The sequence below is a fragment of the Variovorax sp. J2L1-78 genome (assembly GCF_030317205.1).
GTDB classification, from domain to species: domain Bacteria; phylum Pseudomonadota; class Gammaproteobacteria; order Burkholderiales; family Burkholderiaceae_C; genus Variovorax; species Variovorax arabinosiphilus.
This window is the reverse complement of record NZ_JASZYB010000004.1, coordinates 624,525-638,186: the sequence shown is the minus strand read 5'-3', so window position 1 is coordinate 638,186 and position 13,662 is coordinate 624,525. Positions and strand designations below refer to the sequence as shown.

Sequence of the window (13,662 nt, the reverse complement as noted above, 5' to 3'; positions counted from 1 at the left end):
CGGAGGGACGCCGGGTTCAGTCGATCAGGGCTCCATTCTCATGGAAAGGATAGGGCCCCTCGAAATCGCCCGAGGCCGCCAGGTGCGTGACCAGCCGTTGCCCGTCCCAGGCATGCACCCGGAAGCCGGGTGGTTCGAGCATCCAGGCCGATGGCGCCGCCGGGTCCAGGTCGAGCGCCACCTGGTGGCCCGGCGCCGGCGAGGTCGACGCGATGGTGCCGCCGAAGCGCACGTCGATGGCACGGTGCAGGTGGCCGCAGATCACGCGCTCGACGTTCGGGTGGCGCGCGACCAGCGCCTCCAGTTCGGCCGCGCCTTCGAGCAGCCCGATGTCGTCCATGTGGCCGATCAGCGTGCGGAACGGCGGGTGGTGCATGGCGATGACGACCGGCTCGTGGCTGCACGCATCGAGCTGCGCCGCGAGCCAGTCGAGCCGCTCGGCATCGAGCGTGCCGTGGCTGTGGCCGGGCACGCAGGTGTCGAGCGTGAGCAGCCGGATGCCGCCGACCTTCACGCTGTACTGCACGAAGGTGCCGGCGTTGCCCAGGTACGTGTGCGTCGGGAAGCTGCGGCGCAATTGGTCGCGGTCGTCGTGGTTACCCGGCATCAGGTAGATCGGCATGGTCAGCGGCGCCAGCAGCTCGGCCATGTGCGCGTACTCGGCCGCGCGGCCGAAGTCGCTCAGGTCGCCGGTGATGACGACCGCATCGGGTGCTTGGCGCAGGCGCAGCACGCTCTGCACGGCGCGCTTCAGGTAGGGCGCGGTGTCGATGCGGCCATACGCCAGCCGGCCGGGTTCGCGGATGTGAAGGTCGGTGAGTTGAACGAGAAGGCTGTAGGTCATGCGGCGACCTCCTCCTGCGAGGTCATGAAGCGGTCGGGTTCGGCACGGATGCCGATGGTGTCGCCGGCCTGGAAGGGGGTGTCGCGCACGGCGTCGGCCAGCAGGCCGGGTTGGTCGGCGAGGCTCAGGCGCAGCTGCACGCGGTCGCCGAGGAAGGTGCGCTGTTCGACCCGGGCCGTGCCCCAGCCTGCCTGGCCCGCGGGGCCGATCCGGACGTCTTCGGGGCGCAGCAGCAGGGTCGGGTGGTTCATCCAGTCCGGTGGGCATGCAATGGCCGTGCCGCCGAAGGGCACCACGCCCTGGGCGATGGCTTCCGGCGTGCGTTCGAGCCGGTTCACCCGGCCCAGGAACTCGGCGACGAAAGGATGGCTCGGCGCGCGGTAGAGGTCTTCGCCGCGGCCGATCTGCACGATGCGGCCGGCCCGCATCACGGCCAGTCGGTCGGCGATGGCCATCGCTTCCTGCTGGTCGTGCGTGACGTGCACGGCGGTGATGTGCAGGCGGCGCAGCAGCTCGGCCAGCTCGTCGCGCAGCGACTCCTTGAGCTTGGCGTCGAGCGCGGCCAGCGGCTCGTCGAGCAGCAGCACACGCGGGCGCACGGCCACCGCGCGCGCTAGGGCCACGCGCTGGCGCTGGCCGCCGGAGAGTTCGCTGGGCCGCTTGTTCTCCAGCCCGGTGAGGCGTGTGAGGTCGACCAGTTCGCCCACCACGCGCTTCTCTTCGGACGCTGCGACGCCGCGGATGCGCAGGCCATAGCCGATGTTGGCCGCCACGCTCATCTGCGGGAACAGCGCGTAGCTCTGGAACACCATGCCCACGCCGCGCTGCTCGACCGGCTTGTGCGTGACGTCCTGGTCGCCGAAGCGGATGCGGCCGCCGTCGTCGAGCGTCTCGAGGCCGGCGATCAGGCGCAGCAGTGTGGTCTTGCCGCAGCCCGAGGGGCCGAGCAGCGCGAGCACTTCGCCCGGCTCCACGTGCAGGCTCGTCGGCTGCAGGCCGCGCGTGCCGTCGGCGTAGGTTTTGGCGACGTTGTCGATGTCGACCGGGATGCGTTCAAGTTCCATGGCGTTTCTGCAGGAGATGGGCGAGGGACTGCAAGCCCCACAGCACCGGAAGGATGACGATGAAGAAGACCAGCGTGTAGGCCGAGCCCACTTCCAGCCGCATCGAGGCATAGCTGTCGGCCAGGCCGACGGGCAGCGTGCGGGTGAGCGGCGTGTGCAGCATCCAGGTCAGGTTGAATTCGCCGACCGAGAGCGTGAAGACCATCAGGCTGCCCGCCACGATGGCGGGGAACACCGCCGGCACCAGGATGCCCATGAAGCGCTGGCGGAAGCTCGCGCCCAGGGTGCGCGCCGCTTCTTCCAGCGCGACGAGGTCGTGGCGCTGGAAGGCCGAGGCCACCGTGCGCACCATGAAGGGCAGCGTGAAGACGATGTGCCCGACGAGGATGAAGGCGAAGCTCTGGCGGAATGCGGTGATCTGCCCGTAGGCCAGGATCAGCGCTAGCGCGGTCGCCAGGCCCGGCACCGCGACCGGCAGCGTCAGCAGCTCCTCGAAGATGCGTGCGGCGCGCGAGCGGCTGCGCGCCAGCGCATAGGCGCAGGGCACGCCGAGCACGATGGTGCAAGCGACGCAGACCAGTGCCAGCGCGAGCGACCAGCCGACCGTGCCGCCGTAGACCTCCCACACCTCGCCGAACCAGCGCGTCGTCAGGCCGCTCTTCAAGCCGACGCTGTAGTTGTTGACCAGCCCGGCCATCACCGACAGCAGCATCGGCGAGATCATGAAGAAGCTGACGATCGCGGTCACCGCGAAGAGGAAAGGCGCTCGGGTGGTTGTGTGGGTTCGCATGCGTCCTCCGTTCAGCGCACCGCGGGGCTAGCGCCGAAGTGTCGAGCCAGGAACAGCACGAGCCAGGTCACCACGCCCAGCGCGATCGACAGCGACGCGGCCAGCGCGAAGTTGGCGTAGTTGGTGAACTCGTTGTAGATGGTGATCGGGATCACCTCGAACTTGCTGGCCAGCGTGAAGGCCGTGCCGAAGGCGCCCATCGAGGTCGCGAACAGGATCGCGCCGCACGCGAGCGTGGTGGGCGCCAGCTCGGGCAGCCACACGTCGCGCACCACCCGCAGCCGCGAGGCGCCGAGCGAACGCGCGGCTTCCTCCAGCTGCAGGTTCATCGATTCGGCCGCTGCCGCATAGGTCGCGATGGCGCGCGGCAGCGAGAAGTACAGGTACGCCAGGAACAGGCCCAGCAGGCCGTACGCGAAGGTGATGCGCTTGCCCACCAGCGCGTCGGACAGGTCGGCCACCAGGCCCTGACGGCCGCCCAGCAGGATCACGAAGAAGCCGACGATCACGCCGGGAAAGGACAGCGGCAGCGTCAGCAGCGACAGCAGCACGCGCTTGGCAACGAAGTCGCGCCGCGCCAGGTAGACGCCGACCGCGCCGCCGAGCACCAGCGTGGCCAGTGTCACGCCCAGCGACAGCAGCACCGTGTTGAGCATGCTCTGCAGGTAGCGGCTGTCGGTGAGCACGGCGAAGTAGGTGGACCAGCCCTTGTCCGCCGGCAGCGCCAAGAGGCGCAGCACCGGCAGCAGCCAGAACATCAGGAAGAAGGCGGCGGCCGGCGCTGCGCAGCCGAGCAGCAGCCAGCGCTGGCCGGACTTCAACGCACGTCCTTCAGGTAGCTGTCGGAGAAGGCGCGCTGCGCGGCAGCCATGCGGCCGTAGTCGACCGTCTTGGCCCGCTTGTACTCGGCGGCGGGCAGGAACTGCGCCTCGACGTCCTTGGGCATCGCGCCGGCACGCACCGGGCGCAGGTAGGCCTTGGCCCAGATCGCCTGGCCTTCATCGGACAGCACGAAGTCGAGCACCTTCTTGGCGTTGGCGGAATGCGGGGCGTTGGCCACCATGCTCATCACGTAGGGCACGACGACGGTGCCTTCGGTCGGGATCACGAAGGCGACGTTGGCCTTGTCCTTGTACTTGGCGCGGTAGGCGTTGAAGTCGTAGTCCAGCAGGATCGCGATCTCGCCCGAGAGCACGCGCGCGTACGAGGTCTGCTTGGGCACGATGGGTTCGTTCTTCTGCAGCGCCTTGAAGTAGTCGATGGCCGGGCCGAAGTTGTCGAGCGTGCCGCCGCGCGCTTCGTTGACCGCCACCGCGCCGACGTAGCCGACGAAGGCCGAGGCCGGGTCGAGGTAGCCGATCAGGCCCTTGTATTCGGGCTTGAGCAGGTCGGCCCACGACTTCGGGATCGGCTTGCCCTTGAGCGCGTCGACGTTGACCATGAAGCCGAGCGTGCCGGAGTGGATGCTGAACCAGTGACCGGCCGGGTCCTTCAGGCCATCGGGGATGTCCTTCCAGTTGGCGGGCTGGTAGGGGGCGACCACGCCGTCCTTCTGCGCCTGGATGGCGAAGGTGACGCCGAGGTAGGTCACGTCGGCCACGGGGCTGGCCTTCTCGGCCACCATCTGCGCCAGGGCCTGGCCCGAGTTCTTGTTGTCGGCCGGCACGGTGACGCCGGTCTTGGCCTTGATGGCGCGCAGCTGCGTGCCCCAGTCGGCCCATTCGGTCGGGCAGTTGTAGCAGATGGCGGTCTGCGCCATGGTGACGCTGGCGGCGGCGAGGCCGGCGGCCAGCACGCCGAGGCGGGCGATGCGTTTCAGGGTGAGGGACATGGAAAAGCTCCTGGGTTGGAAGAGATCGTCGGGGGGAAGGGAGAAATCAGGCGGGGGCCGCCGCGCACGACTCGCCTTCGCGGAAGGCATGCGGCAGCAGCAGGCTGGCGTCGGCACGCGGGACGACGCCGTCGGCCAGCGCCTTGAGCAGCAGCTCGACGCTGTGGCGGCCGATGTCGTGGTTGGGCTGCATCACGGTGCTCAGCGCCGGCGTCAGGTCCTGGCCGAGCGCGATGCCGTCGAAGCCGACCACGGCCAGGTCCTGCGGCACGCGCAGGCCGTCGAGCGACGCGGCGCGGATGCTGCGGATGGCCAGCAGGTCGTTCGAGCAGAACAGGGCGGTGGGCCGCGGCGTCTCCGCGAGGTAGTGGCGAAGTGCGTCGACCGCGGTCTCGACGAAGGGCACCTCCAGCACCGGCGGCGCACTCAGGCCGGCCGCGTCCATGCCCTGCAGGTAACCGCGGTAGCGCTGCTGCGCTCGGTCGGACGCGGCCATGGTGCCGGTCACCATCGCGATGCGCCGGTGGCCGAGCCGCACCAGCCGCGCCACCACCTCGGCCGAGGCACCTTCGCTGTCGACCGACACGCAGGGGTGCGACGCGTGCTTGTTGTAGGCCAGCACGTAGGGCACCGCGTTGGCCCGCAGGCGCTTGAGCGCCTGCGAGGTCGTCGGGTTCGACACCACCAGGATCATCCCGTCGACGTTGCCCGCGATCAGCTGGTTCACGGCGCGCTCTTCCTCGGCGAGCTGGTAGTCGGTGGTCACCGGCACGATCGCGTAGCCGCCCGCCGCGGCGGTCTGGGCGATGCCCTGCAGGCATTCGGCGAAGGTCGGGTTCAGCAGCGTGGGCAGCACAACCCCGAGCACGCGGCTGCGCTGTGTGCGCAGCGTGCGCGCGCTGGCGTTGGCGACATACCCCAGTTCGGCGGCGACACGTTCGACCAGCGCGCGGGTGGCCGGCGCCACCTTGTCGGGGAAATTGAACGCGCGCGACACCGTGGCGACGGAGACGCCGGCGTGTCGGGCAACGATCTGGATGTTCATCGAGGGCATCGGGGCGGCTTCATGTAATCGATTACATTGGACCGCGCCAGTGTGACGCCCTGATGACCCAAAAAAAACCGCGTTAACCCTGGGAGGGCAACGCGGTTGTCGGTTCGGCGGAAGGCCGGGGCGCTACTTGCCGCGCCGCACGCGCCGGAGCTCGTCGAGGATCAGGCAGATCGCCCCGATGGTGATGGCGCTGTCGGCTACGTTGAAGGCCGGGAAGTGGCTGCTGCCCAGGTGGAAGTCCAGGAAGTCGACCACGTAGCCGTGCATCATGCGGTCGACCACGTTGCCGATGGCGCCGCCCAGGATGCAGGCCATCGCGAAGCTGAACAGCTTCTGGCCCGGGTGCGACTTCAGCATCCAGACGATGAACACCGCCGCGCCCACGCCGATGCCGGTGAACAGCCAGCGCTGCCAGCCCGAGTGGTCCGCCAGGAACGAGAAGGCCGCCCCGGTGTTGTGGGCCCGCACGATGTTGAAGAAGCTCGTGATGTGGGTCACGTCGCCGAGCCGGTAGTAGCCAAGAATCAGCGTCTTGGTGAACTGGTCGAGGATGAACAGGACCAGGGCTAGGCCGAGCCAGGGCCAGATGCCGGCACTGGCGGACGACGACAGCTTGCGGGTGGTGGCGGTGCGGGCCATTACGCGACGCTCCGCGCTTCGCCCGCGCCGTAGAGGTTGCTGGTGCAGCGGCCGCAGATTGTCGGGTGGGCCGGGTCGTGGCCGACATCGGCGCGGTAGTGCCAGCAGCGTTCGCACTTGGTGTCGGTGCTGGGCGTGATCACCGTGGCGACAGCGTCGCCGGCGAGCAGCTCGATCGCCGAGGTGATGAAGACGAACTTCAGGTCGTCGCCCAGCGACGCCAGCAGCGCATGGTCTTCCGGCCGCACCGTGAGCGCGACCTTGGCCTGCAGCGATGAGCCGACCTGGCCGGTGCCGCGCACCGATTCGATCTCCTTGTTCACGCCGTCGCGGATCTCGCGGATGCGCGTCCACTTGGCCAGCAGGCCGTCGTCCGGCGTGCCGAGGTCGCTGTAGACCTGGGTGAAGATCGAGTCGCCCGGCTGGCCGGTGCCCACCAGCTTCCACGCCTCTTCGGCGGTGAAGCTGAGGAAGGGCGCCATCCAGCGCAGCATCGCCTGCGTGATGTGCCAGAGCGCGGTCTGCGCGCTGCGGCGCGCGTGCGAGCCGGGCGCGGTCGTGTAGAGCCGGTCCTTCAGCACGTCGAGGTAGAAGCCACCCAGGTCTTCCGAGCAGTAGAGCTGCAGCTTGGCGACCACCGGGTGGAACTCGTACACCTTGTAGTGCGCCAGCACCTCGGCCTGGAACTGCGCCGCGCGGCTGAGCGCGTAGCGGTCGATCTCCAGCAGCTGGTCGAGCGGCACCGCGTCCTTCGCGACGTCGAAGTCGCTGGTGTTGGCCAGCAGGAAGCGCAGCGTGTTGCGGATGCGCCGATACGCATCGACCACGCGCGCGAGGATCTTGTCGTCGCCGGCGATGTCGCCCGAGTAGTCGCTGGCGGCCACCCAGAGGCGGATGATTTCCGCGCCCAGCTTCTTGCTGATCTCCTGCGGGTCGATGCCGTTGCCGAGCGACTTGCTCATCTTGCGGCCCTGGCTGTCGACCGTGAAGCCGTGCGTCAGCAGGCCGCGGTAGGGCGCCCGGCCTTCGAGCGCCGAGGCCAGCAGCAGGGAAGAGTGGAACCAGCCGCGGTGCTGGTCGTGGCCTTCGAGGTACAGGTCGGCCTCGGGGCCGGCGTCGTGGTGCACTGTGGGGTGCGTGCCGCGCAGCACGTGCCAGAAGGTCGAGCCCGAGTCGAACCACACCTCCAGGATGTCGGTGCTCTTGGTGTAGCTCGGCGCGTCTTCGGCGCCGAGGATCTCCTCGACGGTCACGCGGCTCCAGGCCTCGATCCCGCCCTTCTCCACGATGTCGGCGGCCTGGTCGAGGATCTCCATGGTGCGCGGATGCAGCTCGCCCGAGTCCTTGTGCAGGAAGAAGGGGATCGGCACGCCCCAGCTGCGCTGGCGCGAGATGCACCAGTCGGGCCGGTTGGCGATCATGTCGTGCAGGCGTGCCTTGCCGTTCTCGGGGTAGAAGTGCGTCTTCTCGATGGCTTCGAGCGCGATCTGGCGCAGCGTCTGGGGGGCCTTGTCCTTGGTGAAGACGCCTTCGCCTTCGTCCATGCGGATGAACCACTGCGCGGCGGCACGGTAGATCACCGGTGTCTTGTGGCGCCAGCAGTGCGGGTAGCTGTGGGTGATGCCCTCGGTGGCCACCAGGCGGTTCGCGTCGCGCAGCGCGGCGATGATCTCCGGCACGGCCTTCCAGATGTGCTGCCCGCCGAACAGCGGGAAGTCGGGCGCGTAGGTGCCGTTACCCTGCACCGGGTTCAGGATGTCGTCGTAGGCCAGGCCGTGCGCGACGCAGGAGTTGAAGTCGTCCACGCCGTAGGCAGGCGACGAGTGAACCAGGCCGGTGCCGTCGGTGGCGGTCGCGTAGTCGGCCAGGTACACAGGCGCCAGGCGCTGGTAGCCGTGGACCCCGTTCTCGTCCTTCACGTCGTACAGCGGGTGCTCGAACTCGAGCCCGCCCAGCGCTTCGCCCTTGACGGTGGCCAGCACCTTGCCGTCGAGCGCGTAGCGGTTCATGCACATCTCGACCAGCGAGGTGGCCAGGATCAGCAGGCCGCGCTCGGTGTCGACCAGCGAATACTCCAGCTCCGGGTTCAGGTTGATCGCCTGGTTCGCCGGGATGGTCCAGGCGGTGGTGGTCCAGATGACCGCGAAGACATCGCCCAGCACGTCGGGGCGGCCGAAGGCGGCCAGCACCTTCTCGCGCTCGTGCGCCTTGAAGGCCACGTCGAGGGTCTGCGACTTCTTGTCGGCGTACTCGATCTCGAACTCGGCCAGCGAGGAGCCGCAGTCGAAGCACCAGTACACCGGCTTCAGGCCGCGGTAGACGAAGCCGCGCTCGATCACGCGCTTGAAGGCGCGCAGCTCGCCGGCTTCGTTGGCGAAGTCCATCGTCTTGTACGGATGGTCCCACTCGCCCAGCACGCCCAGGCGCTGGAAGTCGACCATCTGCTGGGCGATCTGCTCGGTCGCGAAGGCGCGGCTCTTGGCCTGCATGTCGTCGCGGCTCAGGTTGCGGCCGTACTTCTTCTCGATGGCGTTCTCGATCGGCAAGCCGTGGCAGTCCCAGCCCGGCACGTAGAGCGCGTCGAAGCCCTCCAGCTGCCGCGCCTTGGTGATCATGTCCTTCAGGATCTTGTTGACGGCGTGACCCATGTGGATCTGGCCGTTGGCGTAGGGCGGGCCGTCGTGCAGGATGAACTTGGGCGCGCCGACGCGCGCATCGCGCAGCCGCTTGTAGAGGCCCTGGTCGTCCCATTCCTTGACCCAGCCCGGCTCGCGCTTGGCCATGTCGCCGCGCATCGGGAACGGGGTGTCGGGCAGGTTGAGGGTGGCGCGGTAATCGGTGCCGCCGTCGGGTTTTTTGTCAGACATGGGGTTTCCGGAAGTCTGCGCTGCCCTTGCAGCGCGCGAGGAATCGAAGGGTGCGTGCGGCGCCGACGAGGGCGACGCGGGACGCGAGGAAATGGCGAAGGAGCGGGATCGGCTTCCCGCCCTAAATTCGGTCGCGCGTGGTCTGACGGTGCGTGGAAGCGAAGAACGCACGTGCGTCGCGGCCATCCTTGGCGATCCCTGCGGTGAGGGCTTCGAGGCTGGTGTAGCGCAATTCGTCGTGCAGTTTGTGCAGCAGTTCCACGCGGACGATTTTACCGTAGGCCCCCTCCGGCCCCAGTTCGGCGGGCCAATCCAGGCAGTGCGTCTCCAGCAGCACCCGGCCGGCATTGACGTCGTTGGGGTCCAGCGAGGGCCGCACGCCCAGGTTGGCCACGCCCTTGAGCGGTTGCGGCGTCAGCCCATGGACCAGGACGGCGAAGATGCCGCTGGCGGCCGGCTTCCAGTGCTTGAAGCGCAGGTTGAGGGTGCGAAAGCCGTCGTCCCTGCCGGGCGCCGAGGCGCCCAATGCGCGGCCCAGCTTCCGGCCATGCACTACGTGGCCCGAGATGGCGTACGGCCGGCCCAGCAAGGTATGGGCGTCGGCCATGCGGCCCTCGGCCAGCGCGTCGCGCACCGCCGAACTGGACACGCGCAGCCCCTTCACCTCGTAGCTGTTCATGCGGGCGACGTCGAAGCCGTGCCGGTCGCCCGCCGCATCGAGCATGGCGTAGTCGCCGGCGCGCTTGGCGCCGAAGCGGAAGTCGTCGCCCACCAGCACGTAGCGCGCGCCCAGGCCGTCGCGCAGCACGTGTTGGATGAATTCGTCGGGCGTCTGGGCGGCCAGCCGTGCGTCGAAGGGCAGCACGATGGTCTGCGCCACGCCGCAGTCGGCCAGTTCGCTGAGCTTGTCGCGCAGGGTGCCGATGCGCGCCGGCGCGAGTTCCGGCCGCTTGTTGACCGCCGCGAAGTAGTCGCGCGGGTGCGGCTCGAAGGTGAGCACGCAGCTTGGCAGGCCACGCTGGCGCGCCTCGGTGGCGAGCAGCGCCAGCATGGCCTGGTGGCCCCGGTGCACGCCGTCGAAATTGCCAATGGTCAGGGCGCAGGCCGGAGCCACGCCGGGATGCCGAAACCCGCGAAAAACCTGCATGGAACGATCTGTTTTTGATAGCGCTGCAAGCCCGTGGAATGGGCAGGACAGGGCGGTTTGTCACAAAGCCGGTATATTGTGACGCAGTGCGTCGTGGCGCACGGCCTCGAGGGTTGTCGCCACGGTCGGGTCTCTCCGTGTTTCTTCCCCATCTTGAGGAGGCGTGTGTGAAGGTCTTGAAGCTGTCGGCCCAAGGGCTGCCCCAGTCGTGGATTTCGCTGGAAGAGGCGGTGCTCCACTATGCGGCGGACGAAGTGCGCTGGGAGGTCGGCGCGCAGGTGGCGGTGTTCCGCGGCGGGCACAACGCCGTCACGGGGATGCAGTCGCAGATCGCGATCAACAGCATCATCGGCACCAAGGGCGTGCCGCGCATCAACCCCTTCACGCAGCGTCCGGGCCTCACCAACGGCAAGCTGTTCGCCCGCGATCGCAACATCTGCGCCTACTGCGGCTGCCACTTCCACGAAGACGAGCTGACCCGCGAGCACATCATTCCCTTCGCGCAGAAGGGCATCGACACGTGGATGAACGTCGTCACCGCCTGCAAGCCCTGCAACCACCGCAAGAGCAGCCGCACGCCCGAGCAGGCCGGCATGCCGCTGCTGTACACGCCCTACGTGCCCAGCCTGTGGGAAGACTTCATCCTGCGCAACCGCCGCATCCTGGCGGACCAGATGGAGTTCCTGATGGCGCATCTGCCGCAGAGCTCGCGCCTGCACGGCTGAGAACGCGTGAATGAACCTGCTGCGCACCCCGATCTCGCATTTGCGGTCCTCACCGCACGCCAGTGCGGCTCCGGTCCTCGACGCAAGCTCGGGGCGCTCGCGACGGTTCTTCACGCGTTCTAAGTCTTAATACGTCAGCTCGAGCACGCTGACATGGGCTTGCACCAGTGGCCAGCTCAGGCCGGCGAGCCGCTCGCCGTTGAATTCGGCGGTGACGCTGCGTTGCGCATCGGCCGACAACTTCAGCTTCGAACTCGAGACGCCCGCGCCGCGCGGCGGCACGCCCGGCAGGGTGCTCTGGCCATCGAATCGCATCGTGTCGCGCTGCGCATCGAAGTAGCCGCGCGGCCGCGTGAAGATCACGAGGGCCTTGGCGTCCTGGTCGGCCGCAGCAATGCGTTCGGGGCGCAGGTTGACGATGCTGCTCGACCGCGGGAACGGTGAGCGGTAGATGTGCGTCGTGGCATAGCCCGGCGCACTCACGACGAATTCGTAGCCTGTGTCCGCCTCGGCGGCGAACGGCCCCCAGCGCCCGTCGGAGCCGACGGCGCGGTCCCACCCGGCCGCGCCGCGCCGCACGCCGGTGTCGCGCGCGATGGCAAACACGGTCACGCGCGCCCCGGCGATCGGCAGGTTGTTGGCGAAGCTGCCGCTGGCAGGGGCCAGCGCATCGAGGCCCATGCCGGTCACGCGGCCCGACAGCGCGATCACCGATTCAGGCGTCGGTTGCAGCGTGCGTGGCGCTTGGCCGGTGAGAAAGCGCCACATGGCGTCGAAGGCGGCGGGCGAGAAGGCGGTCTCGCGGTGGTCGACGCGCGGCAGCACGAGGTTGGTCGCGCCCTTGAGCGCCGGGCCGTCGTGGCTGACGTTCGTCGGCTTGCCCGGCGCACCGATCCAGGTGCCCTCGGGTTGCGCGTACTTGTCGTTGCTGTCGGAGCGCAGCGTGAGCCAGTGCACGCCCGGCGTGACCTCGTCGCCGTTCGGCCCCTTGGGCGCATTGAGCTGCTTCAGGAAAGGCGACAGCGCCGAGAACTCGCTGCCCTCGTTGAAGCCGGGGATCGCGAAGATGCCGTGCGCCGGGTTGCCCCCGAGCACGACGTGGCTCACGACGCGGTCGCCGCCGCCGTTCTGCACGTAGTTGCGGATCGTGTTGCCGCCGCGCGAGCTGCCCACGAGGATCACCTTCTCGGCGCCGGTGCTCTTCAGCACGCGGTCGACCTCGGCCCGGAGGAAGGCCATCGACTCGGCGGTGGAACTGCGGCCGGGCTGCGCGACCGCGTCGTTGTCGCGCGCGAGCGGCATCGGCTGGTCGAAGGCGAAGAGGCGTTCGCGCGGCCAGCCGTTCGATTCGAAGCGCCAGATCGTCGTCTGCCAGAGCGCGGCCGAATCGCCGTTGCCGTGCACGAAGACGATCGGCGGTCGCTGGGTGGTCGTCGGCGTCACGGCACAGGCGGCGAGCAGGGTGGTGGAGAGGCCGGCGACCAGGAGGATGCGTCGAGTGGGCATTGTGCAGAAATCCTATCCATGAAAAACGCCCGCCGGCGCAAGGCGGGCGGGCGTGTCGCGCGGGGGAGGCCGTTCAGGCGAAGACGCCCGCGGTTTCCTCCATGCGCGTCGACACCTCGCCCAGATGGTGCAGGGTGTCCCCGAAGGACATCTCCATCTGCGTCAGGCGCTTGAAGTAGTGACTCACGATGTACTCGTCGGTCACGCCGATGCCGCCGTGCAGCTGCACCGCGTTCTGGCCGACGAAGCGCATCGAGACGCCCAGCTGGTACTTGGCGCGCGCCATGGCCTGGCGGCGCTCGGCGGTTGGCGCGTTGAGCTTGAGGCTGGCGTAGTAGCTCATGGAGCGTGCCAGTTCGAGCTGCATCTTCATGTCGGCGACCCGATGGCGCAGCGCCTGGAAGGTGGCGATGGTCACGCCGAACTGCTTGCGCGTGTTCATGTACTCGACGGTCACGGCCAGGGTCTTGTCCATCACGCCCACGGCTTCGGCGCAGACGGCGGCGATGCCGATGTCGACCGCGTGCTCGAGCGCCGTGAGGCCGTCGAGCGTGACCAGCGTGGCCGCCGCCTTGTCGAACACGACCTCCGCCGCGCGGCCGCCGTCCTGCGTGCCGTAGCCGCGCGCGGCGACGCCGTCGGCGCTGCGCTCGACGAGGAAGAGCGCGATCTTGCCATCGACCGTGGCGGGCACGAGGTAGGCGTCGGCCTGGTCACCGGCGGGCACCACGCCCTTGGTGCCCGAAACGGTCCAGCCGTCGCCGGCCTTCGCGGCCTGGGCCTCGCACACGTCGAGCCGGTAGCGGGCCTTGCGCTCCTGGTGGGCCAGCACGACCAGCGCCTGTCCGCCGGCGATGCGCGGCAGCCAGGCTTCCTTGAGGTCCGCGTCCGCATAGCCGCTGAGCACGCCACCGGCGATCAGCGTCTGCGCGAAGGGCTCCAACACGATGCCGCGCCCGAGTTCTTCCATCACCACCATGCCGGCCACGGGGCCCATGCCCAGGCCGCCGTCGTCTTCGGCGATGTAGAGGCCGCCCAGGCCCAGCTCGGACAGCTCGTCCCATGCCTCGCGCGAGAAGCCGCCGGCGGCTTCGATGCCGCGGCGGCGCTCGAAGTCGTAACCCTTGTCGACCCACTTGCGGACGGCGTCGCGCAGCTGTTCCTGGTCGTCGGAAAAATCGAAGTCCATGTCTTG

12 protein-coding genes are annotated in these 13,662 nt (G+C 68.8%); 1 reads left to right on the top strand and 11 read right to left on the bottom strand.

Going from position 1 to position 13,662, the window contains the following annotated elements:
- Positions 1 to 16: 16 nt before the first annotated feature.
- From QTH86_RS25680 to QTH86_RS25640, 9 genes are all read right to left on the bottom strand, one after another.
- Positions 17 to 844, bottom strand: a complete 828-nt coding sequence (locus tag QTH86_RS25680) for a phosphodiesterase (RefSeq protein WP_286648996.1) — start codon at positions 842 to 844, stop codon at positions 17 to 19.
- A complete protein-coding gene (locus QTH86_RS25675; RefSeq protein WP_286648995.1) occupies positions 841 to 1,908 on the bottom strand; it encodes an ABC transporter ATP-binding protein in 1,068 nt (355 codons plus the stop codon). Before QTH86_RS25675 ends, QTH86_RS25680 begins: the two co-directional genes overlap by 4 nt.
- On the bottom strand, positions 1,898 to 2,698 hold the full coding sequence (locus tag QTH86_RS25670; RefSeq protein ID WP_286648994.1) for an ABC transporter permease: 801 nt from the start codon (positions 2,696 to 2,698) through the stop codon (positions 1,898 to 1,900). The genes QTH86_RS25675 and QTH86_RS25670 overlap by 11 nt, the downstream gene beginning before the upstream one ends.
- A gap of 11 nt (positions 2,699 to 2,709) precedes the next feature.
- Positions 2,710 to 3,519, bottom strand: a complete 810-nt coding sequence (locus QTH86_RS25665; RefSeq protein ID WP_286648993.1) for an ABC transporter permease — start codon at positions 3,517 to 3,519, stop codon at positions 2,710 to 2,712.
- Positions 3,516 to 4,529 carry an ABC transporter substrate-binding protein gene (locus QTH86_RS25660; protein ID WP_286648992.1) on the bottom strand — a complete coding sequence of 338 codons (1,014 nt, stop codon included), beginning with the start codon at positions 4,527 to 4,529 and terminating at the stop codon, positions 3,516 to 3,518. Before QTH86_RS25660 ends, QTH86_RS25665 begins: the two co-directional genes overlap by 4 nt.
- Positions 4,530 to 4,575: 46 nt before the next feature.
- Positions 4,576 to 5,574, bottom strand: coding sequence for a LacI family DNA-binding transcriptional regulator (locus tag QTH86_RS25655; protein WP_286649128.1), 999 nt, complete (start codon positions 5,572 to 5,574; stop codon positions 4,576 to 4,578).
- Positions 5,575 to 5,706: 132 nt separating this feature from the next.
- Positions 5,707 to 6,222 carry a signal peptidase II gene (gene lspA, locus QTH86_RS25650; RefSeq protein WP_286648991.1) on the bottom strand — a complete coding sequence of 172 codons (516 nt, stop codon included), beginning with the start codon at positions 6,220 to 6,222 and terminating at the stop codon, positions 5,707 to 5,709.
- Positions 6,222 to 9,089, bottom strand: coding sequence for an isoleucine--tRNA ligase (gene ileS / locus QTH86_RS25645; RefSeq protein ID WP_286648990.1), 2,868 nt, complete (start codon positions 9,087 to 9,089; stop codon positions 6,222 to 6,224). The genes lspA and ileS overlap by 1 nt, the downstream gene beginning before the upstream one ends.
- Positions 9,090 to 9,210: 121 nt before the next feature.
- Positions 9,211 to 10,236: a bifunctional riboflavin kinase/FAD synthetase gene (locus tag QTH86_RS25640; protein WP_286648989.1), complete on the bottom strand. Its 1,026-nt coding sequence runs from the start codon at positions 10,234 to 10,236 to the stop codon at positions 9,211 to 9,213.
- Between the two features lie 167 nt (positions 10,237 to 10,403).
- Here QTH86_RS25640 and QTH86_RS25635 point away from each other — a divergent pair, with 167 nt between their 5' ends.
- A complete protein-coding gene (locus QTH86_RS25635) occupies positions 10,404 to 10,961 on the top strand; it encodes an HNH endonuclease (RefSeq protein WP_286648988.1) in 558 nt (185 codons plus the stop codon).
- Positions 10,962 to 11,087: 126 nt separating this feature from the next.
- On the opposite strand, the gene QTH86_RS25630 is transcribed toward QTH86_RS25635, so the two are convergent.
- Together QTH86_RS25630 and QTH86_RS25625 are read right to left on the bottom strand one after the other, a co-directional pair.
- The gene (locus QTH86_RS25630; protein ID WP_286648987.1) at positions 11,088 to 12,467 is read right to left on the bottom strand and encodes an alpha/beta fold hydrolase; all 1,380 of its coding nucleotides are present in this window, start codon (positions 12,465 to 12,467) and stop codon (positions 11,088 to 11,090) included.
- A gap of 73 nt (positions 12,468 to 12,540) precedes the next feature.
- The gene (locus QTH86_RS25625; RefSeq protein ID WP_286648986.1) at positions 12,541 to 13,656 is read right to left on the bottom strand and encodes an acyl-CoA dehydrogenase family protein; all 1,116 of its coding nucleotides are present in this window, start codon (positions 13,654 to 13,656) and stop codon (positions 12,541 to 12,543) included.
- Between the last annotated feature and the right edge of the window lie 6 nt (positions 13,657 to 13,662).